The organism is Mesoterricola silvestris (assembly GCF_030295405.1).
GTDB lineage: Bacteria > Acidobacteriota > Holophagae > Holophagales > Holophagaceae > Mesoterricola > Mesoterricola silvestris.
This window is the reverse complement of record NZ_AP027080.1, coordinates 3833867-3860691: the sequence shown is the minus strand read 5'-3', so window position 1 is coordinate 3860691 and position 26825 is coordinate 3833867. Positions and strand designations below refer to the sequence as shown.

Genomic DNA, 26825 nt, shown 5'->3' with positions numbered 1-26825 from the left:
TGGGATTCCACCGGGAGGCGTTGAATGCGGGTCGTGATTCTCCACAGAGGGTTCCAGGCGCGGGGCGGGGCGGAGACCCTCGCCCTGGTGCAGGCCCGGGACCTGGTGCGGGCCGGCGTGGACGTCCAGGTCCTCACCTTCGCCTACGACCCCGCCAACTGGCAGGGCGCCATGGAGGACATCCCGGTGCACGAGGTGCCCAAGCGCCACTGGACGGACCTGCCCTTCGCCTTCGACCGGGGCGCCCAGATGCGCCACCGGGCCAGGCGGGTGGAGGCGGTGCTCCGCAAGCTGGGCCCCGACGTGGTGCTGGCCCACAACCACCCCGCCCCGGCCATCCTGGGCGCCTGCCGGATCGGGGCCCGGAAGCTCTGGTACTGCCATGAACCGCCCCGCACCCTCTACCCCCGCCAGACCAGCCGGTTCCTCGCGGAGGCGTGCCACACGGGCCTCCTGAGCTCCCAGCCGGAACTGGCCGGGACCCTCAACCGGCAGATCGCCCGGGAGACGGCCAACAACCGGGCCTGGCGCCAGGGCGTCACCTTCGACCGGGCCGGGGTCTCGGCGCTGGACGGCCTCGCCGCCAACAGCTCGTACACGCGCACCAGCGTGGCCCTGGCGTACGGGGGGCTCCGGTCGGAGGTGCACTACCCGGTGGTGCCCCTGGAGCCCCAGCCGCACCGTCCGGGCATCAACCGCGACGGGCTCCAGGTCCTGGTCCAGACCCGGCTTGAATTCATGAAGAACGTGGACACGGTGATCCGCGGCTTCCGCCTGGCGAGGCCCCACCTGGGTTCCGCCCCCCGGCTCCACGTGGTGGGCAAGGGCGAGGCCCTGGCCTCCCTGACGGCCCTGGTGAAGGAACTGGAACTGGAGGGCGCGGTGACCTTCCACGGCTTCGTGCCGGACGGGGAACTGGCGGCCCTGCGCCGGTCCTGCGACGTCTTCGCGCTGGTGCCCTGGGACGAACCCTTCGGCATGGTCTTCCCGGAAGCCGCGGCGGCGGGGCTCCTGCTCATCGGCCCCGACCAGGGGGGACCCGAGGAGATCCTGGGAGGGGGCCGCTACGGCTGGTGCCTTCCCCCCCACGCGCCGGTCGCCATGGCGGAGGCGCTGTGCACGGCCTGGCGCACCACGGACGCCGAGGCCGACCAGATGCGGCTGCGGGCCTTCGAGGCGTGCCGGTTGCGTTTCGCGCCGGAGGTCGTGCTGCCGCGGTTCCGGGAGTGGGTCACCGGCTGATCAGTGGCCGAAGTCCTGGTGCTCGGTGCGGTGGATGATCTCGTCCTGCAGTTCCCGGGACAGGTCGCAGAAGTAGTCCGAGTACCCGGCGACCCGCACGATGAGGTCCCGGTGCCGCCCGGGATCGGCCTGGGCCTCCTTCAGGGCGGACGCGGTCACCACGTTGAACTGGACGTGGTGGCCGTCCATGCGGAAGTAGGCCCGCACCAGGTGGTGGAGCCGGTCGATGCCCTCCTCCCCGGCGAGGATTCCCGGGGTGAACTTCATGTTGAGGAGGGTGCCGCCGGTCTTCACGTGGTCCATCCTGCCCGCGGAGCGCAGCACGGCGGTGGGGCCGGAGCGGTCCGCCCCCTGCACGGGGGAGATGCCTTCGGAAACGGGCTCGCCGGCCTTCCTGCCGTCGGCGGAGGCCCGGCACACCTGGCCGAAGTACACGTGGCAGGTGGTGGGCAGCATCTCCAGGCGGTAGGCGCCGCCCTTGCCGTTGGGGCGGCCGTCCACGGCCTGGAATAGGAACCGGAAGACCCGCACCATCACGTCGTCGGCGGCGGGGTCGTCGTTGCCGTACTTGGGGGCCTTGTGCAGAAGGCGCTGGCGCAGGGGCTCCTGGCCTTCGAAGTCGGCGTCCAGGGCCGCCACGAGGCCCGGCAGGGCCGCGTCGCCCAGGGACCGGATGGCGGCGAGGCTGTCGGTGACGGTGCCGATGCCCACGGCCTGGATGAAGGTGTTGTTGTACCGGGCGCCGCCGGCGTTGTAGTCCCGGCCCCGCTGGATGCAGTCGTCCGTGAGCACCGACAGGAAGGGCGCGGGCATGCGCGTGGCGTAGATGCGCTCGATGAGCTGGTTGCCGCGGATCTTGATGTCCAGGAAATGCCGGGTCTGGGCCTCGAAGGCGGCCATGGCCTCCTCGAAGGTGGCGGGCCTTCCCGTGCGCGGGCCCAGGACCCTGCCGGTGCGGGGGTCCACGCCGTCGTGGAGGGCCAGCTCGAGCATCTTGGGCAGGTTGAAGTAGCCGGTGAGGATGTAGGCCTCCTTGCCGAAGGCGCCCACCTCCACGCAGCCCGAGCAGCCTCCCTCCCGGGCGTCCTCAAGGGTCTTGCCCATGCGCAGCTGCTCCTCCACCACCGCGTCGGCGTTGAAGAGCGAAGGGAACCCGTAGCCGTTGCGGATGACCCGCAGGGCCTGCTTGAGCACGGCGTCGGGGGTCCTGCGCGATACCTGCATGTTGCTGCTGGGCTGCAGGAGGTGCATCTCCTCGATGATCTCCAGCAGGAGCCCGGTGAGCTCGTTGCTGCCGTCGCTGCCGTCGGGGAGGAGCCCGGCCAGGTTCAGGTTGGCGAAGTCGGTGTAGGTTCCGCTTTCCGCCGCGGTGACGCCCACCTTGGGGGGGGCGGTGTGGTTGTTGAACTTCACGAAGAAGCACTCCAGCAGTTCCCGCGCGGAGTCCCGCGTGAGGGTCCCGTCCTTCAGGCCGGCCCGGTAGAAGGGCAGGAGGTGCTGGTCCAGGTGCCCGGGGCTGTAGGCGTCCCAGCCGTTGAGCTCGGTGATGACGCCCTGGTGGCAGAACCAGTAGTACTGCAGCGCCTCCTGGAAGTCCCGGGGCGCGTGGGCCGGCACCCGCCGGCACACCTCGGCGATGCGCAGGAGCTCCTGCCGGCGCTGGGGGCCGCATTCCCGGGCCTGGCGCTCGGCCTCCTCCGCGTGGCGCTCGGCCAGGAGGATCAGGGCGTCGCAGGAGATGCGCATGGCCTCCAGCTGGGCGCGCTTGTCGGAGGCCTCGGGATCCCGCTCGAAATCCAGGGCCGCGTCGCTGCGGGCGATGTCCGCCTGGAAGTCCCGGAGGCCCTTGCCGTAGATCTTGCCGTCCAGCACGGTGTGGCCGGGGGCCCGCTGCTCCATGAACTCCGTGAAGACCCCCGCCTCGTAGGCCTCGTGCCATTCCCCGGGCAGCAGGGCGAAGATCTGGTCCCGCAGGCTCCGGTCCCGCCAGTAGGGGATGACCTCCCGCTCGTAGGCCTCGATCATCGCCCCGTCCACGCGGTACCGGGTCATGGGCCGGGTGTCGAGGATGCGCAGGTCCTCGGCGGAATGGCAGGTGAGCTCGGGATAGGTGGGCACGGCCTTGGGGCGCGGCCCGCGCTCGCCCACGATCAGCTCGAGGGGGCCGATCCAGACCGTCTTGTGGCGGCATATGTGCTGGAAGGCCAGGGCCCGCATGACGGGGACGGCGTGGCGGCCCAGGTGCTCCCGGTGGAAGGCGGTGACCAGCAGGGCCCGCTCGGGGCTCAGGGAGGGGACGGCGTCCAGGCTTTCCTGGCGGAGACGGGCGGTGCGTTCGTTCATGGGAGTCCTCCAACCTGGATGCCGTGGTTCCGGAACCGTTGCGCCAGCTGCTCCATGCGCTCCGGGGTCGGGGGCAGCACCTCCCCCAGGGCGTAGTCCCGGCCCAGGCGGGCGAATTTCGCCGAGCCGGTGGCGTGGTAGGGCAGGAGGTCCAGCCTGGCGCCGGGGAGCCCCGCCACGAAGCGGGCCGTGGCGTCCAGGTTCGCCTCGTCGTCGTTGAGGCCCGGGATCACCGGCATGCGCACCCGCACCTGGGGGTGGACGCGGCCCAGGGCCGAGAGGGCCTCCAGGATCTCCGCGTTGTCCACGCCGGTGAGCCGGCGATGGGCGGGCCCGTCCATGTGCTTGAGGTCGAAGAGGACCAGATCGGCCTGGGCGGCGGTTTCCGGCAGGTGGAGCGCCGGCAGCCCGCAGGTGTCCAGGGCCGTGTGCACGCCCCGGGCCCGCAGGGCCGCCAGGGCCCGGGCCACGAACCCGGCCTGGAGCAGGGGCTCGCCCCCGGAGAAGGTCACGCCCCCGCCGGATTCGTCGAAGAAGATGCGGTCGCGCAGCACCTCCTCCACCAGCTCGTCCACCTCCACGTCCCGGCCCAGCATCCGGCGCGCCCCGGTGGGGCAGGCCTCGGCCTTGGCCTCCTCCGGGAAGGGATGGCAGGTGCCGCACCGGATGCACAGCCCCTCCTGGAACACCGGTTCCGGGCTGGGCGACTGGCTTTCGGGGTTGTGGCACCAGGCGCAGTCCAGGGGGCAGCCCTTCATGAACACGGTGGTGCGCAGCCCCGGGCCGTCGTGGAGGGAGAAGCGCTGGATGTTGAAGATCCGCCCCTTCACGCGCGCTCCTGGAAATAGACCTCGTTGACGAAGGGCTCCTGCACCTTGAAGCCCCAGTGCACGTCCCGCAGGTAGGTGGCGGCGTCCTCGATGCGGCCCTGTTCCAGGAGGTCCACCATCTCGCCGTGCTCGAGCAGGCCGCTGTGCTCCCAGGTGGCGTGGATGCGCTCGAACTTGCGGTTCCAGTCGTAGAGCTGCTGCTTCTTCCGGTGCACCAAGGCCGTGATGCGGCGGTTGCCCTGGCGCTCCAGGAAGAGATCGTGGAAGGCGTAGTTGTGCTCGTAGTAGGCGTGCCAGTCCCCGGCCTCCACGGCGAGGGTGGCCAGGCGGTTCAGCTCCCGCAGGCGGGGGATGTCGCCGGGCCGCAGGGGCGCCGAGGCCAGCACGGCGCTGGCCTCCAGGGCGCCCACCAGCTGGTAGATCTCCTTGATGTCCGTGGCGTCCAGGGTTCGCACCGCCACGCCCCGCCGGGGGGAGATGGTGACGAACTCCTCGGCCTCCAGCTGGATGAGGGCGTCCCGCAGGGGGGTGCGGCTCACCCCCAGCTCCGCGGCCAGGGCCTTGAGGTCCAGGAAGGCGCCGGTGTCCAGGGCGCCGGACTTGAGCTCGGCCTTGAGGTGGTCGTAGACCTGCTCCCGGAGGGACTTCACCTGGATCGCCATGGTCAGGACCTCGCGGCTTCGATTTCGGCGGCGGTGCGGGGCTTGGGCGGCCCCAGGCGCCGGGCCCCGGAAGCCGTCACCAGGAAGTCCTCCTCGATGCGCAGGCCGCCGAAGCCCGCGAAGGCCTCCAGGGCGCCGTAGTCGATGAAGTCCTTGAAGCGGCCTTCGGAGCGCCAGCGTTCGGTCAGTTCGGGCATGAAGTAGATGCCGGGCTCCACCGTCAGGACGAAGCCCTCCTGGAGCTCCCGGGCCAGGCGCAGGGACTTCAGGCCGAACTGGGAGCTGCGGGGGCGGCCTTCGTGGCCCACCCAGCCTTCGCCCAGGTTCTCCATGTCGTGGACGTCCAGGCCCATGAGGTGGCCCAGGCCGCAGGGGAAGAAGAGGGCGTGGGCCCCCTGGTCCACCGCCTCGGCCACGTCGCCCTTCATGAGGCCCAGGTCCTTGAGGCCCGCCGCGAGGGTCCGGCAGGCCAGGAGGTGGACTTCCTTGAAGTCCACGCCCGGGCGCAGGGCCCCCTCCGCCGCCAGGAAGGCCTTCAGGACCACGTCGTGGACGTCGCGCTGGCGGGGCGTGAACCGCGGGTCCACGGGGAAGGTGCTGGAGAGGTCCCCGGCATAGTGGCCCGCCGTCTCGGCGCCCGCGTCCAGCAGGAAGAGCTGCCCGCCCTCGAGGACGTTCCCGTAGTGCTGGTTGTGGAGCACGCCGCCGCGCACGGTGGCGATGACGGGGAAGGACAGTCCACCGCCCGAGGCCAGGGCGATGTCCGTCACCCGGGCCATGATCTCCGCCTCCCGCAGTCCGGGGCGGGCCATGGCCATGGCCGCCAGGTGCATGCGCACCGACACCTCCACGGCGCGCTCGATCTCCTCCACCTCGGCCGGGGACTTGCGGATGCGCAGCTCCGCGACGGCGCGGATGAAGGGTACCGAGGGCTGCGGCGCCCCGGGGCCCAGGGCCTCGAGGATGGCCATGCGGTGCTCGGGCCGGTAGGGCGGAAGGAGGTGCACGGGCCGTCCCGAGGCCTGGGCCCGGCACAGGTGCTCCTTCAGGGCCGCGGCCGGGGCGGTGCGGGCGATGCCCGCGGCGTCGGCGAGGTCCCGCGCGCCCGGCTGGGGACCCATCCACACGATGTCGTCCAGGGAGCGGTCGTCCCCGAAGAGGGTGGCGTGGTCCTCGTCCAGGTCCAGGATGAGGGCGAAGCCGGGACGGTCCACCCCGGTGAAGTAGAGGAAGGTGCTGTCCTGGCGGAAGGGGAAGGGATTGTCCGCGTAGTTCATGGGGCTCTCCTCGTTGCCGAGGAGGAGCAGGAGGCCGCCGGGAAGCTGCGCCTTGAGGCGGTTGCGGCGCTCGGCGTAGGGCGTGGTGCCTGGCATGGGGACTCCGGGTGAATTTCTGATATCTAATATATCAGAGTTCCAAACCCCCCGGCGCGAAACCCTTGACACGACCTTTCCGGTGTGTCAGTAGTGGAGTCCATGACGGCCCCGTCCCGCACCTTCGCCCCCGTCTCCGGCCTCGCCGGGGGGATCGGCGACCGCGCCCTGGGAACCGTCCTCGCCCTTAGCAACCTGTCGGTGGTCGTAATTATTGACCACGGGGCGGGGGCCATCTAGACATACGATCAGTTCACCCCTTCCGCCCCGCACCCCAAAGGTCGCGGGGCTTTTTCGTCGTGGAGCCTTCCATGCACCTGGCCGATCTCGAAATCCTGGTTTGCCTCGCCGAGGAGGGGAGCTTCTCCCGCGTGGCCGAGAAGCTCAACCGCTCCCAGCCCGCCGTGAGCCAGGCCCTGCGCCGGCTGGAGGAGGCCTTCGAGGTGCAGCTCCTGGACCGCACCTCCCGGCGCGCGGTGCTCACCGGGGCCGGGGCGGCGCTGGTGTCGTACGCCGGGCGCATGCTCCACCTGTGGGACGGGGCCGTGCGCACCATGGCCGAGCGCCGCAACGGCAAACGCGGGGTGCTGCGCCTGGCGGCCAACGGGCTCCTGTGCGACTACCTCCTGCCCTCCCTCATCGAGGTCTTCCGCCTGGACCACCCCCAGGCCAAGATCGAGCTGGTGCAGTGCCCGGCCTCGGGGATCCCCGCGGCGCTCCTGGACCAGGACCTGGATTTCGGCTTCCTCTCCTACGCCCCCAGTCACCGGGACCTGGAAACCCAGGCGCTGTTCCGGGACGACCTGGTGCTGGCGGTGGCGCCCCAGCACCCCTTCGCGCGGTTCGCCCAGGTGAGCTTCCAGCAGCTGTCCGGCGAGGCCTTCCTGGCCCATTCGGCCCCGTCGCCCAGCCGCAAGCGCCTGGACTTCCAGTTCGGCCAGGAGGGCGTGGCCCCCCGGGTGGCCATGGAACTGCCCAGCCTGGAATCCATCAAGCGCTTCGTGGCCGCGGGGGCCGGCATCGCCATCCTTCCCCGGCTCTGCCTGGAGCGGGAACTGAAGGAGGGCAGCCTCGTGGCGCCCCGCATGAAGTCCCAGCCCATCGGCAGGGATATCCGGGTGGCCTGGAGGCGCACCCGGGGCACCTCGCCCCTGGCGGGGGATTTCCTGGAGCAGGCCAGCCGGAGGTTCAAATGCAGGGCGGCCTAGATCCGGAGGGCCTCGCGGTCTTCAACGGCATGCTCACGGCCCCGGTGTACGACGTGGCCGTGGAATCCCCGCTGGAGGCCGCCCCCCTCCTGTCCGCGGCCCTGTGCCACCGGGTCTGGTTCAAGCGCGAGGACCTGCAGCCCGTGTTCTCCTTCAAGCTGCGGGGGGCCTACGCCCGCATGGCGAAGCTGGGCCCGGACGAAAGGGCCAGGGGCGTGGTGGCGGCCTCGGCGGGGAACCACGCCCAGGGCGTGGCCCTGGCCGCGCGGAAGCTGGGGTGCAGGGCGGTGATCGTCATGCCCGTCACCACGCCTTCCATCAAGGTGGACGCGGTGCGCCGCCTGGGCGGGGAGGTGCGGCTCCACGGCGACACCTTCGACGAGGCCGCGGCCGAGGCGCTGCGCCTGGCGGGGGAAGGGCTCACCCCCATCCACCCCTACGACGATCCGGACGTCATCGCCGGGCAGGGCACCGTGGGCCTGGAACTGCTCCGCCAGCGGCCCCGGGGGCTGGACGCGGTCTTCGTGCCGGTGGGCGGGGGCGGACTCATCGCGGGGGTGGCCACCTGCATCAAGCGGCTCATGCCCTCCATCCGCGTCATCGGCGTGGAGCCGGAGGACTCGGACTGCCTGGCCCGGGCCCTGGCCGCGGGGCGGCCCGTGAAGCTGGACCACACGGGGATCTTCGCGGACGGCGTGGCGGTGCGCCAGGTGGGGGAGCTTCCCTTCCGCCTGTGCCGGGACGCCGTGGACGAGGTGGTGCGGGTGGGCACCGACGAGATCTGCGCGGCCATCAAGGACGTCTTCTCGGAGAACCGCACCGTGCTGGAGCCCAGCGGGGCCCTGTCCGTGGCGGGCCTGCGCAGGTGGGCCGAGGGCCGCAAGGGCCTGGACCTGGCGGCCATCCTCAGCGGGGCCAACCTGAACTTCGACCGGCTGCGCTTCGTGGCGGAGCGGGCGGGGTCCGGGGAGCGGCGGGAGGCCCTGTTCGCCGTGGTCATCCCGGAGCGCCCCGGCAGCTTCCGGGCCTTCTGCGAGCTCATCGGGAACCGGTCCATCACGGAGTTCAACTACCGCTACTCGGACGCGACCAGCGCGCGGATCTTCGTGGGCATCCAGGTGTCGGGCCGGGAGGAGGTGGATGCGCTCATGGCCCTCTTCCACGCCCACGGCCTCCTGGCGGTGGACCTCACGGGCAACGAGCTGGCCAAGCTGCACCTCCGGCACCTGGCCTGGGGCTTCACCCCCAACCCCGAACTGGAGCGGGTGTACCGGTTCGAGTTCCCCGAGCGCCCCGGCGCGCTGCTGCGCTTCCTGACGCGCATGAGCCGGGGCTGGAACATCACCCTCTTCCACTACCGCAACCACGGCGCCGACGTGGGCCGGGTGCTGGCGGGCATGGAGGTGCCCCGGGAGGACGAAGGGGCCTTCCTGGCCTTCCTGGGGGAGCTGGGCTACGAATGGGCGGATGAGAGGGACAATCCCGCCTACCGCTTCTTCCTTGCTTGACCTGGGGGGGACCGTGACCAATACTTCCACCATGCCTTCCGCGTCCGTGAACTTCGCCAACAATAATCCGCCCCCGGGGTGGAGTTGGTGATCCTGACGGATCAACCTCGCTTCCGCCCCACGCTCGCGTGGGGCTTTTTTTATCTCCATGAAAGGAACCACCATGTGCGGCATCCTGGCCATCCTCGACATTGATCCCGCCCGGTCCAATTCCGGGGAGCTGCGCAGGCAGGCCCTCTCCATGGCCCGCAAGCTCAGGCACCGGGGGCCCGACTGGAGCGGGATCTTCAGCGACGAGCACGCCATCCTCGCCCACGAGCGGCTTTCCATCGTGGACGTGGAGCACGGGGCCCAGCCGCTGGTGGACACCCTCACGGGCAACCTCCTGACGGTCAACGGCGAGATCTACAACCACGCCGAGCTGCGCAAGGGGCTGCGGGAGCCCCACGACTTCCAGACCCGGTCCGACTGCGAGGTGATCCTCTACCTCTACGACGAGGCGTCGCCCAAGGCCTTCCTCAACGCCATGAACGGGATCTTCGCGTTCGTGCTCTACGACCCGCGCAACGGCACCTACCTCATCGCCCGGGACCCCATCGGCGTGGTGCCCCTCTACCTGGGCTGGGACCGGCAGGAGCACCTGTACGTGGCCTCCGAGCTCAAGGCCCTGGCCGGGCACTGCGAGCGGATCCAGGAGTTCCCGGCGGGGTGCTACTACCAGGGGCACCAGAAGGAGAAGGGGTTCCAGCGCTACTACGAGCCGAAGTGGGCCGAGCCCGGCTTCGTGCCGTCGAGGCCCTACGACGCCGAGGCGCTGCGCAAGGCCCTCACGGAGGCCGTGCACCGGCAGCTCATGTGCGACGTGCCGTACGGGCTCCTCATCTCGGGCGGGGTGGATTCCTCCATCATCGCGGCCATCGCCGCGCGCTACCGGGAGAACCGGGTGGAGGAGGACGACCGCGGCCCGGCCTGGTGGCCCCGCATCCACTCCTTCGCCGTGGGCCTCAAGGACGCCCCGGACCTCGCCCCGGCGCGCCGGGTCGCCGAGCACATCGGCGCCATCCACCACGAGATCCACTTCACCGTCCAGGAGGGCCTGGACGCGCTGTCGGACGTGATCTACCACCTGGAGACCTTCGACATCACCACCATCCGGGCCTCCACGCCCATGTTCCTCATGATGCGCAAGATCCGCGCCATGGGCATCAAGATGGTCCTGAGCGGGGAGGGCGCCGACGAGATCTTCGGGGGCTACCTCTACTTCCACAAGGCCCCGTCGGGGCCGGCCCTGCACCAGGAGACGGTGACCAAGCTCTCGAAGCTGCACCTCTACGACTGCCTCCGGGCCAACAAGTCCGCCGCCGCCTGGAGCGTGGAGGCCCGGGTGCCCTTCCTGGACCGGGAGTTCCTGGACGTGGCCATGAACATCGACCCCTCCCTCAAGATGCCCCGCAACACCCCCCGCAACATCGAGAAGCATCTGCTGCGCCAGGCCTTCGACGGCTGGATCCCCGACGAGGTGCTGTGGCGCCAGAAGGAGCAGTTCTCCGACGGCGTCGGCTACGGCTGGATCAACGCCCTCAAGGCCCACGCCGAGGCGGAGGTCAGCGACGGCATGATGCGGGGGGCCGGGGTGCGCTTCCCGGTGAAGACCCCGCTCACCAAGGAGGCCTACCTCTACCGGCAGCTCTTCGAATCCCACTACCCCATGGCCACCGCCGTGAACTGCGTGCCCTTCGAGGCCAGCGTGGCCTGCTCCACCCCGGCCGCCCTGGCCTGGGACCCCTCGTTCAAGGACCGGGCCGATCCCTCGGGGCGGGCCGTGGCGGGGGTGCACGACCAGGCCTACTGAACATACGGCGGGGAGGGGGCGCGATCCGGCGGCGGATCCAGGCGGTTGGGCGGCGGCACTGAACGGCCGCGGGCCCCGCGCGTCTATTCTCAGGAAGCCGGACCCGCACCCCCCGCTCCTTGGAATCCGCCATGAGACCTGCCGTCCTTCTGGGAATCCCCGTCGCCCTCGCCCTGGCGGGCTGCGCCGCCTGGGTGGCCATCCGGCCCAAGGCGCCCGCATCCTGGCGCTTCGCCCGGGTGGAGCGGGGCGACGTGAGCCGGCGGGTGACGGCCACGGGCACCGTGAACGCCCTGACCCAGGTGTCCGTGGGCACCCAGGTGTCGGGGGTGGTGACCAGCCTCCTCGCGGACTTCAACAGCATCGTCAGGAAGGGCCAGGTGGTGGCCCGCATCGACGCCACCGTGAACGAGACGGTGGTGGCGGACGCCCTGGCCTCCCTGCGCAAGGCCAAGGCCGCCTGCGTCCTGGCCAAGGACGACCTGGACCGCAACCGCCGCCTGGCCGCGGAGAAGCTCCTTTCCGCCGCCGACCTGGACGCCAAGGTCAACGCGTACGAGACCGCCCTGGGCAACCTGGAATCGGCCCAGGCCGCCCTGCGGAAGGCGCGGATCAACCTGGGCTACTGCACCATCACGGCGCCCGTGGACGGGGTGGTGGTGTCGCGGGTGGTGGACGTGGGCCAGACCGTGGCGGCCAGCTTCAGCACCCCCAGCCTCTTCTCCATCGCCAACGATCTCTCCCGCATGAAGGTGACGGCGGCCATCGACGAGGCCGATATCGGATCCATCCAGGCCGGGCAGGAGGTGACCTTCACGGTGGACAGCTACCCGGGCATGTCCTTCCGGGGCTCGGTGAGCGAGGTGCAGCTCAATCCCACCGTATCCAGCAACGTGGTGACCTACTCGGTGGTGATGGAGGTGGCCAACGTGCCCCGGCCCGCCGCCGCGGGCCAGCCCGCCAAGGCCCCGGCCACGGGGCGCTACGCCCCCGCCGGAAGCCGCGTCTACCGCGGCGAGATGGCGCTCTTCCCGGGCATGACGGCCAACGTGGCCATCCTCACGTCGGCCCGCAACAACGTGCTGCGGGTGCCCAACGCCGCCCTGCGCTTCAACCCCGGGGGGCATGCCGCCCCCGGGGGCGACCGGGTCTGGGTCCTGGAGAACGGCGCCCCCCGGGCGATCCCGGTCAAGGTGGGCACCGCCGGAAGCCAGTTCTCCGAGATCGCCGGGGAGGGCATCCGGGAGGGCATGACGATCCTCGCCGGCTCGGGGGACGCCGCCGCCGCGGCGGCTCCCGCCAAGGCCTCGCCCCTGGGAGGTCCCGCCGGGCCTCCCCCCCGCTGAGGCCGCCATGGACCTCCGCGAGCTGTTCCGCCTGGCCCTGGCATCCCTCGCCCGCAATCTCTCCCGGGCCATCCTCACGATGCTGGGCATCATCATCGGCGTGGGATCGGTCATCGTGATGATCGGCATCGGCACGGGCTCCAAGCAGGCCACCCTGGCCGTGATCCAGAACATGGGCTCCAACACCCTCATCATCTTCAACGGCGGCAGCTCCGCCAACAGCCGCATGGGACCCATGGCCGCGGGGGGCGTGGAGGTGCTGCGGGAGGAGGACGCCGCCCTCATCGAGCAGGAGCTGGCCTCCACCAGCGTGGTGGCCGCGACCCCCCAGGTGCGCACCTCCCAGGCGGCGGTGTTCCAGAGCTTCAACTACCTCACCAGCGTCCAGGGCGCGGGCGAGGGCTTCGCGCGCATCCAGGGATGGACCCTCAAGGACGGGCGGGTCTTCACGAAGGGCGAGGTGAAGGGCCAGGCCAAGGTGTGCGTGGTGGGCACCACGGTCGTGAAGAACCTCTTCCCGGGCGGGGAGGACCCCATCGGGCAGGTCATCCGCATCGGCAAGCTGCCCTTCGAGATCGTGGGGCTCCTGGCCTCCAAGGGCGCCGGCATGATGGGCGACCAGGACGACGTCATCGTCGCCCCCTACACCACGGTCATGCACAAGCTCATGGGCCGGGACCGCATCTCCAACCTGCTGGTGAGCGCCCAGGAGGGCCGGGCCCAGCTGGCCGAAGGCGAGATCACCGCCCTGCTGAGGCAGCGCCTGCGCGTGGCCGACAGGGACGAGTCCCCCTTCACCATCCGCAAGCAGGACGACCTGGTGAAGATGATGGGCCAGCAGGCCGATGTGCTGACCCTCTTCCTGGCCCTGGCGGCGGCCATCTCCCTGGTGGTGGGGGGCATCGGCATCTCCAACATCATGCTGGTGTCGGTCACGGAGCGCACCCGGGAGATCGGCGTGCGCAGGGCCATCGGGGCCCTGCGCCGCACGATCCTGCTGCAGTTCCTCACCGAGGCCGTGGTGATGTCCGTGCTGGGCGGGGCCATCGGCATCGCCCTGGCCGGGGGGACTCTGTGGATCCTGCGCAGCGCCACCTCCACCCCGGCGGTGATGGAGACCTGGGCGGTGGCCCTGGGCCTGGGCTTCAGCGGGACGGTGGGGGTGCTGGCCGGGTTCCTGCCGGCCCTCAAGGCCTCCCGGCTGGACGTGATCGACGCGCTGAGGTACGAATAGCCCGCGGCGTTCCCCTCAGCCTTCCCGGGGCGCGAACCCCGCGAGGGCGCCGGCCGCCCTGAGATTGGCCAGGAAGGCCAGGGCGGGCGCGGGGTCCGGGATGCCCAGGTCCCCCAGCACCGCCCCGATGGGCCGGGAGGCGCCTTCGGTGAGCAGGTGGGCCGTGGCGGGGGTGAGTTCCAGGACTTCGAAGAGGCCCTCCGGGTCCCGGTGGGCCAGGAGGTGGACGGGGCCGGGCTCCGGGCGGGGCGCGGCCTCCGTGGCCCGGTGCACGGCGTGGGCGTAGGAGACCAGGCGCGTCGCCGGATCCAGCACCACCCGGGATTCCAGGCCGGGCCGGGGCTCCAGGCCCCCGGGCGCCGGCGCGTCCTCGAAGCGGTACACCAGGGTTTCCAGCAGCTCCCAGTGGACCAGCTCCAGCAGGAAGGGCCACCGGTCCCGGCCCCAGCCGGTGCGCGCCAGCCAGCCCAGGAAGGCCGGGGCGATGTCCCGGTGATGGCCGCTGGGCACGCAGCGGGCTTCCAGGAAGGCGTCGACGCAGGGGGTCCAGGCCCCCTCCTCCCCCAGCAGGGCCAGGGTGACGGGGAACATGGACTCCAGGGGATCCACGAGGCTGGGCCGGGCCAGGTCCCGGTAGGCCAGGAGCGCCTCCCGGAAGCCGTCGAAGGTCTCGGAAACCGGAGGTTCGGCGTCCAGCACCAGGGCCGCCAGGGAGCGCTGGAGGCGCAGGGTCCGGGACTCAGGCATGGACCGGCCCCAGGGCCGCGTCGTAGACGGCCTGGAGCGCCCCGCGCTCCGCCAGGAGTTCCGCCAGCTCCGGGATGTGGCTGTCCCGCTCCAGGAGGACGGGGACCCGCCTGCCGATGCGCTGGAGGGTCCAGGCCATGAGCTCGGCCACGGGCCCGATGACCGGGGCGCCGTGGGTGTCCACCGTGAGGGTCCCGATCCTCCGGTGGCCGGCGATGTGCATCTGGACCACCCGGTGCAGGGGCATGGAGGCCAGCCATTCCCGGGGGTCGAACCCGAAGTTCAGGGCGTTCACGTAGACGTTGTTGATGTCCAGGAGCCACCCCGCGTCGGCGCCTTCCAGCACTTCCGCGATGAACTGGGCCTCCTCCATCTCCCCCCGGCCCAGGGGGGCGTAGTAGGTGATGTTCTCCAGGATCAGGGGCACCGGGAGGCGCGCCTGCAGGTCCCGCACCCGGGCGATGGCGTGCCGCGCCGCCTCCCGGGTGAAGGGCAGGGGGAACAGGTCGTGGAGGCAATGGCCGTCCACCCGGGTGAAGCACAGGTGCTCGGAGTGCCAGGGGGTGCCGGTGGCCGTGAGGAAGGTCCCCAGTTCGCGCAGGTAGTCCCCGTCCCAGGCATCGAACCCCCCCACGGAAAGGGCGAGGCCGTGGGTGAGGACCGGGTCCCGCTCCAGCACGGCCATGGCCCACCGGTGGTGGCGGCCCCCCTCCCCGATGAGGTTCTCCGGGCAGGCCTCCCAGAAGGGAACCCCCCGGGCCTCGCCCCGGGCCGCGGCTTCCATGTGGGGCCGCCGCAGGCCCAGGCCGATGCCGGTGAAGGGGGCCGGATCCATCAGGGCTTGGCCGGGGCCGGATCCTTCTTGTCCTTCTTGTCCTTGCCGCAGGACCCGTCCTTGCCGCAGGATCCGTCCTTGCCGCAGGAGCCGTCCTTCTTGGCCTTCTTGTCCTTGCCGCAGGAGCCCTCCTTCTTGGCCTTGGCGCCGGCGGCCTTCTTGTCCTTGGCGGCGTCGTCCTTCTTGGCGTCGGAGCCGCAGGACCCGGCCATGGAGACCGCTGCGCCCGAGCCCTGGGGGTCGACCCGGGTGGCGGCGATGGCGGGGTTCCCCGTGAGGAGGACGGCGCCGGCGCCGAAGAGGGTGGCTGCCTCGATGAGTCTGGTGATCATGATGCCTCCTTGCGGGGGGATCCGCCGGCCCGGCATGGGGCGTTGAGACCCGGATTCATCCGCTGGGAAATAGGGTGCGCCCAGGCCCCCTCCCGTGACAAGGAAGATCGTCGCCTCAGGGCCGCCCCCCCAGGGAGGCCAGCCGGGAAAGGGCGTCGGCCAGCGCGGCCCGGTCCGTGGCGGCCCCCAGGGAGATGCGCACGCCGTCGGGGTTCTGGCGCCCCGACGCGAAGACCCCCGCGGGCACCACCACGACCCCGGCGGCGGCGGCGGCCTGGGTGAAGGCGGCGGAGCCCCCCGGGGGGAGCGTGAGCCACAGGTGGGGGCAGTGGGGCTCCCCCCGCCAGGCCAGGTCCCCCAGGTGTTCCCGGGCGATGCGGTGGCGCGCGGCGAGTTCCTTGCGCTGGGCCAGGAGGCGCCGCCAGGCGGTGCCGTCCTCCATCCAGCGGGTGGCCAGGGCCATGGCCAGGGGCGAGACGTACCAGCTGGTGTGGTGTTCGGCGTCGCGCATGCGGGCCCGCTGCCCCGGAGGGAAGGCCAGGTAGCCCAGGCGCAGCCCGGGGGCCACGGTCTTGGAAAGGCCCGTGAGGTAGACCACCCGTTCGGGGGCCAGGGCCGCCAGGGCGGGGGGGGCGTCCTCCCGGAGCAGGCCGTACACGTCCTCCTCGATGACCAGGACGTCCCACTTCCGGGCGATGGCCATGAGGGTCCGGCGCCGGTCCAGGCCCATGGTGACGGTGGTGGGATTGTGGAGGGTGGGGGAGAACACCGCGAGCCGGATCCCGGCCCGGCACGCGCCCTCGAAGGCGCTGGGGAGGATGCCGTCCCCGTCCATGGCGAGGGCGTGAAGGCGGCGCTTCCAGTGGCGGGCCGCGGCCTTGAGCCCGGGGTAGACCAGGCTCTCGCAGGCGATCTCCTCCGCGTCCGGGAAAAGGGAGATGGCGGTGTCCATGGCGTGCTGGGCGCCGGCGCACACCAGCAGGTCCTCGGGTCCGGCCTCCACCGAGCGCCGCTTCACCCAGCGGGAGACGGCGTCCAGGTGCACCAGGGTGTCCCCGGCCCCCGGGTAGTGCAGGAGCCGGGCCACGGCCCCGGAGTCCAGGCGCCGCAGGGCCGTCTCCAGGTCGGGGTCGCTGGCGGCCACCGGGGGGATGTTGGCGGAAAGGTCGATGACCCCGCCCAGGGGCTTCTGGTGCAGGGCGAACAGCGCGGCCTCCGAGGCCACGCCCAGCACGTAGGTGCCCCGGCCCACCTCGCCCCCCAGGTAGCGCCTGCGGGCGGCTTCGCGGTACGCGCGGCTCACGGTGCTCACGTTCACGCCCAGGAGGTCGGCCAGGAGCCGGTGGGTGGGGAGCTGGTCCCCGGGGCGGAGGTGACCCAGGCGGATGGCGTCCCCGATGGCGTCGGCGATGGCGAGGTAGGCGGGCTGGTCCGAGGCGGGGAGTTGAGGTACCCACATTGTCATGCACACAATCATGCGACACGTGCACACAAAATGGAACCCGGAGGACAGGCCATGGCCAGTGTGACGTGCAAGGGATCGGAAGTGGAGCTGAACGAGGAGGGCTTCCTGGTGGACCCCGGGGTCTGGGACGAGGATCTCGCCCTGGCCCTGGCCCGGCAGGAGGAGGGCCTCGAGGCGCTGGGCGACCAGCACTGGGCGGTGATCCGGTTCATCCGGGCCCACTTCCTGGAGAACGAGGCGGCGCCCATGGTGCGCCAGGTGTGCAAGGGTTCCGGGGTGCCCCTCAAGCAGATCTACGAGCTCTTCCCCAGCGGCCCGGCCCGGGGCGCCTGCAAACTCGCGGGCCTGCCCAAGCCCGACGGCTGCGTGTAGCATGAACGCCGTCCTCGTCGCCGGGGCCTGGTGCGCCCTCCTTCTGGCCGCGCAGGTGCTGCGGGCCCGGGCCTACGGCCGCAAGCCGCTGTTCGCCCCGGCCGCGGGGAGCCCCGCCGCCGGCGCGCGCTACGCCTTCACCGGGGCCATGCTGCCCTGGGCGAAGGAGAGCGTGCGCATGAACCCCGCCTCCTACGCCGCCGGCATCGCCTACCACCTGGGCATCGCGGCGGCCTTCGCGCGGGTCCTCGTGCCGTCCCGGCTCCTGTCGGCCCTGGCCCTCCTGGGCGCGGCGGCGGGCTGCGCCCTCCTCGTCAAGCGCATCGCCAAGCCCCACCTGCGGGGGCTGTCCAACGCGGACGACTTCGCGTCCAACCTGCTGGCGACCGCCTTCGCGGCCACCGCGGCGGTCCCGGCCGCGGAGCGCATCCTGCCCTGGGCCTGCGCGGCCCTGCTGGTCTACATCCCCCTGGGCAAGATCCGCCACTGCGTCTTCTTCTTCCTCAGCCGGTACCATCTCGGGGCCTTCTTCGGGCGCCGGGGCACCTTCCCCCCCGCGGCCTAGGAGCGCGTCCATGCCCGAAACCATCGATATCCGGAAGGGCCTCGAGGTGTTCCGCGCCCGGCTCGGCGAGGCGGACGCCGCCCACCTGAGCGCCTGCGTGCACTGCGGCCTCTGCGCCGAGAGTTGCCACTACTACCGCATGGATCCGCACCTGGAGAACGTCCCGGCCCGCAAGCTCGATCTGGTGGCCCAGGTGTTCCGGCGCCACTTCACGGCCATGGGCAAGCTGGGGCTCCAGGGCCATGCCCTGGACGAGGGCATGGCCAAGGCGTGGCTGGACGCGGTCTACGGCCGCTGTTCCCTCTGCGGGCGGTGCTCCCTGAACTGCACCGTGGGCATCAACCTGCCCCGGGCCTTCAAGGCGGCCCGGGCGGCCCTCACGGCCATGGGCATGGTGCCCGCGGACCTGCAGGCCACTGTGGACAATTCCCTGCGCCACGGCAACAACATGGCCATCACGCGGGAGGACTGGCTGGAGACCGTGGACTGGCTGCAGGACGAGCTCCGCGCCGAGACCGGCGATCCCCTGGCAGAAATGCCCATGGACCGCCAGGGCGCGAAGATCCTCTTCACCGTGAATCCAAGGGAGCCCAAGTTCTTCCCCCTCTCCCTGCAGGCCAGCGCGAAGGTGTTCTGGGCCGCCAAGGAGGACTGGACCCTGGCCTCGGACGGGTGGGACCTCACCAACTACGGCCTGTTCAACTGCAACGACAAGGAGGCCGGGGCGATCACCCGGAACCTGGTGGACGCCATGGCCCGCCTGGGCTGCGAGACGCTGGTCATCGGCGAATGCGGCCACGGCTTCGCCAGCGCCCGGTGGGAGGGGCCCGAGTGGCTCCAGGGGACCTTCCCCTTCCAGGTGCGCAGCTTCCTGGAGGTGATGGACGAGTACCTGGAGGAGGGGCGCATCCAGGTGGATCCCTGCCGGCACACCCTGCCCGTGACCCTTCACGACCCCTGCAATCTGGTGCGCCACGGCGGCCTCGCCGAGCCCCAGCGGCGCATCCTGGACAGGACCACGTCCTTCTTCCAGGAGATGACCCCGAACCGCGCGGAGAACTTCTGCTGCGGCGGCGGCGGGGGCCAGCTGGCCATGGGCGCCTACAAGGAGCGCCGCATGCGCTCCGGCGGCATGAAAGCCAAGCAGATCAAGGATTCCGGCGCGAAGGTCGTGGTGGCGCCCTGCCACAACTGCATCGACCAGCTTTCGGAAATCAACAAGGAATACAAGCTCAACGTCCAGATCAAGACGGTCGCCGAGATGGTGGCCGATGCCCTCGTGACCGAACCCCCCACAGGTGAACCATGACCCAGACCGGAACCCTCTCCCCCTTCCAGGCCCACACCCCCGCCGGGGGCCTGATGTACCTCGACAACGGGGCCACGTCCTTCCCCAAGCCGCCGGAAGTGTACGAGTTCATGGACACCTTCTACCGCACCTACGGCGTGAACCCGGGCCGGAGCGGCTTCGACCTCTGCATCGAGGCGGGCACCCTGCTGGATTCCACCCGCAAGCTGCTCACGGCCTTCTTCGGCGGCACCGACCCCAACCGGCTCGTCTTCGGCTACAACTCCACCGACGCCCTCAACCTGGCGATCTTCGGCACCATCAGCGAAGGGGACCACGTCATCACCACCCACCTGGAGCACAACGCCACCCTGCGCCCCCTCTGGCACCTGCAGGAGGCCGGCACCCAGGTGGACTGGGTGGACTTCGAGGACGACGGCTACGTGGATCCGGACAAGATCATCGCCCGGATGATGAAGGGCACCCGCGCGGTGGTGATGAACCACGGCAGCAACGTGATCGGCACCGTCCAGGACGCCGCGGCGGTGGGGCGCGCCTGCAAGGAGCGGGGCATCCTGTTCATCCTGGACGTGAGCCAGACCGCGGGCATGGTGCCCGTGAAGCTGGACGAGCTGGGCGCCGACATCATCTGCTTCACCGGCCACAAGAGCCTGATGGGCCCCATGGGCATCGGCGGGATGTACGTGCGCGAAGGCGTGGACATCAAGCACACCCGCGCCGGCGGCACCGGGGTGCGCAGCGCCCAGCGCAACCACCTGGACGAGTACCCCTGGCGCATGGAATACGGCACGCCCAACCTTCCTGGCATCGCGGGCCTCAACGCCGGCGTCAACTGGGTGAACCGCCACGGGCTGGGGGCCATCCACCGCCACGAGATGGAGCTCTGGCGCCAGCTGCGGGACGGCATGAAGGCCATCGAGGGCGTGACCCTCTACTGCCAGGAGGACACCGGCAAGGAGCGCATCAGCGTCCTCAGCTTCAACGTGGACGGTATGGAGGCCGCCGACACCGGCACCATGCTGGACGTGGACTACAACATCGCCTGCCGCACCGGCCTGCACTGCACCCCCATGGTCCACGAGCACCTGGGCACCGACAAGCTCCACGGGGCGGCCCGCTTCGGCATCGGGCCCTTCAACACCCCCGAGCACATCGCGGCCGCCGTGGCCGCCGTGGGCGAGATCGCGGAGATGCAGCGGAAGCGCAAGCGCTAAGTCAAGGTTCGGATCCACTCCAAAACCGGGGTCGGGCAGAGTTCGATCGCTGATCCCCTTCATCCCTTTCATCCGTTATTCATCCCCGTTCCCGCAGGGCCAGAGCTGGGATGGGTCGGCGCATGCAGATCAACGACGCGCTGCCCCATCTCATCGCTGGCCCTGCGGGAACGGGGATGAATAGCGGATGAAAGGGATGAAGGGGATGAAGGGGATGAGGGAGGGGATCACCCTCAGGCCATCCTGCGGCGTTTGCCTATCGGAAATCCGCGGGAGCGGTGAGTCGGAACGTCGGGGCAGGCGCCTAGGCCAGGGCCCCCGGCGCGGGGTTCAGGCCGTCCATCACCCTTCGCAGGGCCTCGCGGATCGTGAAGTCGTCGCGGTCGGCGGGGTCGGCGGGGTCCCAGAGGGCGGTGCCCACGGCGACGGGGCCGAACTTGGCGCGCACCCTCTGGACCAGGAATTCGGCGCCGTCCAGGGAGGTGCGGGGCAGCAGGAGGAGGAAGGTATCCCGGCCCATGTCCACCAGCAGGTCCTCGCCCCGGGCCTGGTCGGAGATTTCCCGCAGGGCCTTGCGGGTGTCCCGGTTGAGCGGGGTCCGCCAGGCCACGAGGGCCATGGGCTCGGAGCGCCTGCGGGCCATGAAGAGGTAGGCCTTGAGCCAGATGTCCAGGTAGCGGCGGCTGGGGAGGCGCGTCGCCTGGGCCTCCAGGGCGCTGTCCTCCACCACGGACATGGTGAGGTCCAGGGCCTCCCGGGTCATGTGGAGCTCCTGCTTGAGCAGCTCGATCTCCATGGCGCTGCCCAGGAGGTTGGCCACCATGCTCACGAAGATGATGTCGGCGCGGGTGTACTTCTGGGGGGTGGAGCTCTGGACGCTCAGCACGCCGATGACCTTGTCGCCCTTGCGCAGGGGCACCCCGATGTAGGAGCGCACGGCCATGTCCTGGTAGGCGGGGTGCCCCTTGAGTTCGGTGTCCTCCTTGGCGTCGTGGATCACCAGCGTGCGGGGCGCGTGCTCCAGGACCTGGGGGCAGAAGTTCTTGTTGGGGTCGAAGGTGGAGAGATCCAGGTCGGAGCCGTCGAGGGTGGCCCACCAGAGGGTCTCGTAGCCCAGGTCGGTGATGCGCACGATGACGGCGCGGTCCACCATGAGCTGGGAAACCAGCAGCTTGAGGCCCTTCTCGAAGAGTTCGGTGGCATCGGGGATCCCGGGCTCCACGAGCTCCCGGAGGGCATCCAGGTGCATGGGGCGCCGGGACTTGGCGCCTGCTTTGGCGGCGGAGGCGTTCTTCCTCGACTTGTTCATGCTTCGATTATATCCGCCCGGGGTAGGGTCGGCCTTCCCCCGCGGCTAGAATTCTGGCGGCGTGAGCGTCCGGAGGTAGTCCGTGAGGAGGCGGTGCCGGGCCAGGGCCGCGCGGCGCTTCTTCTGGTAGATGAAGAACCGGTCCTCCCGAGGCCGGATGCCGGGCAGGACCGCCTGGAGGGCGCCCCGCTCCAGTTCACCCAGGACGCTGTACGTGGGGGCGAGCAGCACGCCCATCCCCTCCACCGCGGCGTTGATCATGGCGCGGATGTGGTTCACCTCGATGATCCGGTGGAACTCGGGCCGCCCCTCCTCGGGCAGGGCCAGGAGGAACCGGTGCCACCAGGCGCCGGGCTTGTCCAGGGAGAGCACCGGGCGGGCGGAGAGGTCCCGGGGGGAGGCGATCCCCCCGGCGGCCAGGAAGGCCGGGGAGGCGGCCACCACGTAGGTCTCGATGAACCAGGGCACCTTCTGGAGATCGGGCAGGAGGTGCTCCCGGCAATCGATGGCGATGTCCAGGTCGTCCCGCAGGAGGGGCGTGAGGAGGTCGTGGGCGAGGGTGAAGTCCAGGTCCAGGTCCGGGTGCCCGGCCAGGAAGGGGCCCATGTGGCGCATGAGGATGCTGCTGCCGAATTCCACCGTGGCGCCCAGGCGGAGCCGCCCCCCCGCCGTCGCCAGGCCCAGGCCCTCCGCGGCGGCTTCCAGGGTGGCGAAAACCTCCTCGCAGGCCCGGAAGAGGTGGCGCCCCTCCTCGGTCAGGCGCGGCTCCCGGTTCCGGCGGTCCACCAGGAGCGCGCCGGCGCCGGCCTCCAGCTTGGCCACGGCGTGGCTGATGGCGGACTGGGTGAGGTTCAGCTTCCGGGCGGCCCGGGTGAAATTGCCCGTGGTGCCCAGGGCGTGGAAGGCCCTCAATTGATACAGGTCAAGGTTGTTTGCCATATCCATGAATTGTACTCATAGTTGACGTGAATAGTATGATTTTGAGTGTCAGTATCAGGGGGCGTCATAATCGGGGCCAGAGGTGAAGAGAATGCAGAACGCCATGGAAAAGGTCCTGGGAAAACTCGGCATCGCGGAGCACAACCCGGGCGGGTTCAACGGGGAATGGCTGGGCAGCGGCCGGAAGCAGGCGGTGGTCTCCCCCGTGGACGGCGCCACCCTGGCGGAGGTCACCAACATCACCCAGGCGGAATTCGACGCGGTGCTGGCCCGCACCCACGAGGCCTGGAAGTCCTGGCGCCTGGTGCCCGCCCCCAAGCGCGGCGAGGTGGTGAAGGAACTGGGCGACGAGCTGCGCCGCCACAAGGAGGACCTGGCCGAGCTGGTGACCCTGGAAATGGGCAAGACCCTGCGGGAGGGCCTGGGCGAGGTGCAGGAGATGATCGATATCTGCGACCTGGCGGTGGGCCTGTCCCGGCAGCTCTACGGCCTGACCATGCCCAGCGAGCGCCGCATGCACCGCCTGCAGGAGCAGTGGCATCCCCTGGGCGTGGTGGGCGTCATCACCGCCTTCAACTTCCCCGTGGCGGTGTGGAGCTGGAACACGGCCATCGCCCTGGTGTGCGGGGACACGGTGCTGTGGAAGCCTTCCAGCAAGACGCCCCTCACCGCCATCGCCTGCACCCGCATCGCCGAGCGCGTCCTGCTCAAGTTCGGATACGACCCCGCCATTTGCAGCCTCGCCATCGGCAAGGGCAGCGACATCGGCGACCTGATCAACACGGACCCCCGGGTGGCCCTGGTGTCCTACACGGGCTCGGTCCCCGGCGGACGCCACGTGGGCAAGCTGGTGCAGGAACGCTTCGGCCGGCACATCCTGGAGCTGGGCGGCAACGGCGCGGTGATCGTCAGCGAGAAGGGCGACATGGAAACGGCCCTCACCTCGGTGTACTTCGGCGCCATCGGCACCTCGGGCCAGCGCTGCACCTCCACCCGGCGCGTCATCGTCCACGCCTCCATCTACGACGCCTTCGTGGGCCGCCTCAAGGAGATGTACGCCCGGACCCGCATCGGCGACCCCCGGGACGGCGCGAACCTCATGGGCCCCCTGGTGGACGCCGGGGCCATCGGCACCATGCTGGAGGCCATCGAGACCATCAAGGCCCAGGGCGGCACCATCCTCGCCGGCGGGGAGCCCCTTCCCCTTCCCGGAGGGTGCTACATCACCCCCTGCCTGGCCGAAGTGCCCGCGGGCCTGCCCATGACCCGGGAGGAGACCTTCGCCCCGGTGCTGTACCTCACCCGGTACGAGACCATCGAGGAGGCCATCGCCATCCAGAACGACGTCCCCCAGGGCCTTTCCAGCGCCATCATCACCAACGACATGCGCGAATCCGAACTCTTCCTTTCCGCCGCCGGCAGCGACTGCGGCATCGCCAACGTGAACACCGGCACCAGCGGCGCCGAGATCGGCGGCGCCTTCGGGGGGGAGAAGGAGACCGGGGGCGGCCGCGAAAGCGGGTCCGACGCGTGGAAGGCCTACATGCGCAGGCAGACGACCGCCATCAATTTCAGCGGGAAGGTGGAACTGGCCCAGGGCATCACCCTGGAAATCTGACCCTCTGGCGGGCGGCGGGGGTTCCTGCGTATCCTTGGGGAATTCAACTCTCCCCCGAGCCCCATGCGAATCCTGATCGTCGACGATGAGCCCATCCTGCTCCTGGCCCTCCAGCGCTCCTTCAGGCTGGAGCAGCCGGAGTGGGAGGTCATGCTTTCCCGCTCGGGCCTGGAGGCCCTGGAGCAGTTGCGGCTCCAGCCCTTCGACGTGCTGGTGACGGATATCCGCATGCCGGGAATGGACGGCATGGCCCTCCTGGCCGAGGTGCGGGCCGATCCTCTCCTCACGGACACCACGGTGATCTTCATGACCGGCCTGGATGACCGGGAGAGCATGAGGGCGGGAATGATCGCCGGGGCCGACGACTACCTCACCAAGCCCTTCACCCCCTCGGAGCTCCTCGCCGCCATCGGCGGCCGGCTCCGGCGAAAGGAGATGGTCCCGCTTCTGTCCCACGAGGCCAGGCTCTCCCGGGAGCAGCTGGCGGGGCTCCTCACGGAACGCGAGACCGAGGTGCTCATCCACATCGGCCGCGGCCTGGTCACCAAGGAGATCGCCGGCGCCCTGGGGATCAGCCCCCGCACCGTGGACGTGCACCGCACCAACCTCATGCGCAAGCTGGACCTGCACAACGCCACGGCCCTGGCGCGCCTGGCCATCAAGGCCCACCTCGTGTAGGTAATCCACTCTATGGTCCGGGCCTGGCCGCGGGCGTAGGTTTTGTGCAGGGAGGGCCCTCGCCGGGCCCGGAACCTGGAGGCACATGGCCGAGCCCGAAAGACCGAATCCGCCGGATCACCCCGAGGCAAGCCTCCGGCTGATGGGGGACTTCCTCCAGGAGGTGCAGACGCCGCTCCAGTACCTGGGCCTCAACCTGAGCTTCCTGCAGCATGGGTGCCACCGCCTGGCCCGGGTCCTGGAGGCCCACCACGGCGCCATGGGGGCCTACCCTCCGGAGGTCGCGGAGCGGCTGCGGCGGGTGGAGGAGGAGCTGGACCTGCCCTTCCTCCAGGACGAGCTGCCCAAGGTCCTGGCCGAATCCATGGAAGGCCTGGCCACGGTCACGCGGATCGTGGCGGCCATGCACGCCGTGAATCCCGGAAAGGGGGAATGACATGCCGGCCAGGGTCCTGTTCGTGGACGACAACCCCCTCCACCTGAGAGCCATGGAACGGACGTTCCGGGGCCTGTACGAGGTGACCGTGGCGTCCTCGGGCCACGAGGCGCTGGACCTCGTCCTGGATTCGCCTCCCTTCGCGGTCGTCGTCTGCGACATGCGCATGCCCGGAATGGACGGCGTGGAGCTGCTCCAGGAGATCCAGACCCTGTCCCCGGATTCCATCCGGATCATGCTCACGGGCCAGGAGGACCAGCTCACCGCGGTGGAGGCCCTGAACGGAGGGAACGTCTTCCGCTTCCTCACCAAGCCCTGCGACACGATGGCGGTGGCGGCGGTGCTGGAGGCGGGGGTGCGCCAGCACGACCTGCTCTGCTCCAGTCGGGTCCTCCTGGAGGAGACCCTCGCCGGCAGCGTGCAGGTGCTGGTGGACCTGCTTTCGGTGTTCGATCCCAAGGCCTTCGGCCTGGCCCAGGAGACGCGCGCCTACGCCCTGCGGATCGCCGGGAAGCTGGGCATCCCGTCCCCCTGGGACCTGGGCCTGGCGGCCCTGCTGGCCCCGGTGGGGCGCATGGCGCTGCCCCTGCCCATCCAGTCCAAGCTGAACTGGTCCGAGCCCCTCACCCCGTCGGAGCAGGCCATCCACGGCCGGGTCCCCGAAAGCGCCGCCCGCATCGTGGGGAACATCCCCCGCCTCCAGCCCGTGGCCCGGATCATCCGGTACGCCGCCAAGAACTTCGACGGCGCCGGGTATCCCGAGGACGGGGTCCGCGGGGAGGAGATCCCCCTGGAATCGCGGATCCTGAGGGTTCTGACGGATTTCCTGGAGGGGCTGCGGCTGCGCGGATCGAAGCGGGTGGTGCTGGAGAAGCTCAAGCTGGAAAGGGGCCTCTACGATCCCCGGGTGCTGGGGGCGCTGGAGGAGCTCCTGGAAGCCCCCGCCGCGGCGGAGGGCCTCCAGCGTGGCCGGAGGGCCGTGACCGTGCGGGCCCTGGAACCCGGCATGTGCCTGCTGGAGGACCTGTGCACGCCGGAGGGCGCCCTGGTCCTGGCCGCGGGGACCCGGCTGGCGCAGATCCACCTGGAGAGGCTGCGCAGCGTGGCGTCCCTGGGGAGGCGGGTGGAGCCGGTGATGGTGGAAGGCTAGGGCGTGTCGGTAAACCCCAGGTGCCTTGAAACCGTGATCAAGGGGCTTTTCCAGGTTGAGCGGATCCCGGTTCATCCCATTGATCGGTGTTCATCCCGGTTTCCGCAGGGCTGAGGCAGAGGTGGGTCGGAGTGCAAATTACTCGACGTCCTTGACCCAAAGGTCCCGACAACTCCCTGCGAAGTTCAAACGGGGATAAACGGGATCCAGGGGAAAGATCAGGATAATTAACGTCAGGTCGCAGCTGGAGCCAGTTCA

Annotated in this window: 25 protein-coding genes; 15 read left to right on the top strand and 10 right to left on the bottom strand. The window is 70.5% G+C overall.

What is annotated here, in order from left to right:
- Positions 1 to 24: 24 nt before the first annotated feature.
- The gene (locus tag R2J76_RS16645) at positions 25 to 1242 is read left to right on the top strand and encodes a glycosyltransferase family 4 protein (protein WP_316412765.1); all 1218 of its coding nucleotides are present in this window, start codon (positions 25 to 27) and stop codon (positions 1240 to 1242) included.
- Here R2J76_RS16645 and hypD read toward each other — a convergent pair whose 3' ends face one another.
- From hypD to R2J76_RS16625, 4 genes are read right to left on the bottom strand one after another with little or no spacing between them, the layout of a single operon-like run.
- Positions 1243 to 3585, bottom strand: a complete 2343-nt coding sequence (gene hypD, locus R2J76_RS16640) for a trans-4-hydroxy-L-proline dehydratase (protein WP_316412764.1) — start codon at positions 3583 to 3585, stop codon at positions 1243 to 1245. It abuts the gene before it with no gap.
- Positions 3582 to 4415 carry a glycyl-radical enzyme activating protein gene (locus R2J76_RS16635; protein ID WP_316412763.1) on the bottom strand — a complete coding sequence of 278 codons (834 nt, stop codon included), beginning with the start codon at positions 4413 to 4415 and terminating at the stop codon, positions 3582 to 3584. Before R2J76_RS16635 ends, hypD begins: the two co-directional genes overlap by 4 nt.
- Positions 4412 to 5077: a GntR family transcriptional regulator gene (locus R2J76_RS16630; protein ID WP_316412762.1), complete on the bottom strand. Its 666-nt coding sequence runs from the start codon at positions 5075 to 5077 to the stop codon at positions 4412 to 4414. The genes R2J76_RS16635 and R2J76_RS16630 overlap by 4 nt, the downstream gene beginning before the upstream one ends.
- Before the next feature lie 2 nt (positions 5078 to 5079).
- Positions 5080 to 6450 (bottom strand): aminopeptidase P family protein, encoded by a 1371-nt coding sequence (locus tag R2J76_RS16625; RefSeq protein WP_316412761.1) that lies wholly within the window; start codon positions 6448 to 6450, stop codon positions 5080 to 5082.
- A gap of 102 nt (positions 6451 to 6552) precedes the next feature.
- On the opposite strand from R2J76_RS16625, the gene R2J76_RS16620 reads away from it, so the two are divergent.
- From R2J76_RS16620 to R2J76_RS16595, 6 genes are all read left to right on the top strand, one after another.
- Positions 6553 to 6690 (top strand): hypothetical protein, encoded by a 138-nt coding sequence (locus R2J76_RS16620; protein ID WP_316412760.1) that lies wholly within the window; start codon positions 6553 to 6555, stop codon positions 6688 to 6690.
- A gap of 71 nt (positions 6691 to 6761) precedes the next feature.
- The gene (locus R2J76_RS16615) at positions 6762 to 7658 is read left to right on the top strand and encodes a LysR family transcriptional regulator (RefSeq protein WP_316412759.1); all 897 of its coding nucleotides are present in this window, start codon (positions 6762 to 6764) and stop codon (positions 7656 to 7658) included.
- Positions 7643 to 9166: a threonine ammonia-lyase, biosynthetic gene (ilvA, locus tag R2J76_RS16610; protein ID WP_316412758.1), complete on the top strand. Its 1524-nt coding sequence runs from the start codon at positions 7643 to 7645 to the stop codon at positions 9164 to 9166. Before R2J76_RS16615 ends, ilvA begins: the two co-directional genes overlap by 16 nt.
- 163 nt (positions 9167 to 9329) lie before the next feature.
- On the top strand, positions 9330 to 11018 hold the full coding sequence (asnB, locus tag R2J76_RS16605; RefSeq protein WP_316412757.1) for an asparagine synthase B: 1689 nt from the start codon (positions 9330 to 9332) through the stop codon (positions 11016 to 11018).
- A 131-nt stretch (positions 11019 to 11149) separates the two neighbouring features.
- The gene (locus R2J76_RS16600) at positions 11150 to 12364 is read left to right on the top strand and encodes an efflux RND transporter periplasmic adaptor subunit (protein WP_316412756.1); all 1215 of its coding nucleotides are present in this window, start codon (positions 11150 to 11152) and stop codon (positions 12362 to 12364) included.
- 7 nt (positions 12365 to 12371) lie between these two features.
- Positions 12372 to 13598 carry an ABC transporter permease gene (locus R2J76_RS16595; RefSeq protein ID WP_316412755.1) on the top strand — a complete coding sequence of 409 codons (1227 nt, stop codon included), beginning with the start codon at positions 12372 to 12374 and terminating at the stop codon, positions 13596 to 13598.
- 15 nt (positions 13599 to 13613) lie between these two features.
- Here the strand turns inward: R2J76_RS16595 and R2J76_RS16590 are convergent, their stop codons facing one another.
- The 4 genes from R2J76_RS16590 to R2J76_RS16575 all read right to left on the bottom strand — a co-directional run bounded on the left by R2J76_RS16590 (position 13614) and on the right by R2J76_RS16575 (position 16977).
- On the bottom strand, positions 13614 to 14345 hold the full coding sequence (locus tag R2J76_RS16590) for an HvfC family peptide modification chaperone (RefSeq protein ID WP_316412754.1): 732 nt from the start codon (positions 14343 to 14345) through the stop codon (positions 13614 to 13616).
- Positions 14338 to 15180, bottom strand: a complete 843-nt coding sequence (locus tag R2J76_RS16585; RefSeq protein WP_316412753.1) for a DUF692 domain-containing protein — start codon at positions 15178 to 15180, stop codon at positions 14338 to 14340. The genes R2J76_RS16590 and R2J76_RS16585 overlap by 8 nt, the downstream gene beginning before the upstream one ends.
- Complete coding sequence (locus R2J76_RS16580; protein ID WP_316412752.1) at positions 15180 to 15512, bottom strand: hypothetical protein; 333 nt, start codon at positions 15510 to 15512, stop codon at positions 15180 to 15182. The genes R2J76_RS16585 and R2J76_RS16580 overlap by 1 nt, the downstream gene beginning before the upstream one ends.
- A gap of 115 nt (positions 15513 to 15627) precedes the next feature.
- Positions 15628 to 16977, bottom strand: coding sequence for an aminotransferase-like domain-containing protein (locus tag R2J76_RS16575; protein ID WP_316412751.1), 1350 nt, complete (start codon positions 16975 to 16977; stop codon positions 15628 to 15630).
- 51 nt (positions 16978 to 17028) lie between these two features.
- Between R2J76_RS16575 and R2J76_RS16570 the strand changes: the two genes are divergently transcribed.
- From R2J76_RS16570 to R2J76_RS16555, 4 genes are read left to right on the top strand one after another with little or no spacing between them, the layout of a single operon-like run.
- On the top strand, positions 17029 to 17349 hold the full coding sequence (locus tag R2J76_RS16570; protein WP_316412750.1) for a TusE/DsrC/DsvC family sulfur relay protein: 321 nt from the start codon (positions 17029 to 17031) through the stop codon (positions 17347 to 17349).
- Position 17350: 1 nt separating this feature from the next.
- On the top strand, positions 17351 to 17914 hold the full coding sequence (locus tag R2J76_RS16565; protein WP_316412749.1) for a hypothetical protein: 564 nt from the start codon (positions 17351 to 17353) through the stop codon (positions 17912 to 17914).
- A gap of 10 nt (positions 17915 to 17924) precedes the next feature.
- The gene (locus R2J76_RS16560; protein WP_316412748.1) at positions 17925 to 19223 is read left to right on the top strand and encodes a (Fe-S)-binding protein; all 1299 of its coding nucleotides are present in this window, start codon (positions 17925 to 17927) and stop codon (positions 19221 to 19223) included.
- On the top strand, positions 19220 to 20437 hold the full coding sequence (locus R2J76_RS16555; RefSeq protein WP_316412747.1) for an aminotransferase class V-fold PLP-dependent enzyme: 1218 nt from the start codon (positions 19220 to 19222) through the stop codon (positions 20435 to 20437). The genes R2J76_RS16560 and R2J76_RS16555 overlap by 4 nt, the downstream gene beginning before the upstream one ends.
- Positions 20438 to 20741: 304 nt before the next feature.
- On the opposite strand, the gene R2J76_RS16550 is transcribed toward R2J76_RS16555, so the two are convergent.
- Both R2J76_RS16550 and R2J76_RS16545 read right to left on the bottom strand, forming a co-directional pair.
- Positions 20742 to 21746 carry a GAF domain-containing protein gene (locus R2J76_RS16550; RefSeq protein ID WP_316412746.1) on the bottom strand — a complete coding sequence of 335 codons (1005 nt, stop codon included), beginning with the start codon at positions 21744 to 21746 and terminating at the stop codon, positions 20742 to 20744.
- Positions 21747 to 21791: 45 nt separating this feature from the next.
- Entirely contained in the window at positions 21792 to 22685 is an 894-nt protein-coding gene (locus R2J76_RS16545) for a LysR family transcriptional regulator (protein WP_316412745.1), read from the bottom strand.
- A 91-nt stretch (positions 22686 to 22776) separates the two neighbouring features.
- Here R2J76_RS16545 and amaB point away from each other — a divergent pair, with 91 nt between their 5' ends.
- The 4 genes from amaB to R2J76_RS16525 all read left to right on the top strand — a co-directional run bounded on the left by amaB (position 22777) and on the right by R2J76_RS16525 (position 26567).
- Positions 22777 to 24303, top strand: coding sequence for an L-piperidine-6-carboxylate dehydrogenase (amaB, locus tag R2J76_RS16540; protein WP_316412744.1), 1527 nt, complete (start codon positions 22777 to 22779; stop codon positions 24301 to 24303).
- 63 nt (positions 24304 to 24366) lie between these two features.
- Positions 24367 to 24981: a response regulator transcription factor gene (locus tag R2J76_RS16535; protein ID WP_316412743.1), complete on the top strand. Its 615-nt coding sequence runs from the start codon at positions 24367 to 24369 to the stop codon at positions 24979 to 24981.
- A gap of 85 nt (positions 24982 to 25066) precedes the next feature.
- Entirely contained in the window at positions 25067 to 25417 is a 351-nt protein-coding gene (locus R2J76_RS16530; RefSeq protein ID WP_316412742.1) for a hypothetical protein, read from the top strand.
- Position 25418: 1 nt separating this feature from the next.
- Complete coding sequence (locus tag R2J76_RS16525; protein WP_316412741.1) at positions 25419 to 26567, top strand: HD domain-containing phosphohydrolase; 1149 nt, start codon at positions 25419 to 25421, stop codon at positions 26565 to 26567.
- Positions 26568 to 26825: the final 258 nt, after the last annotated feature.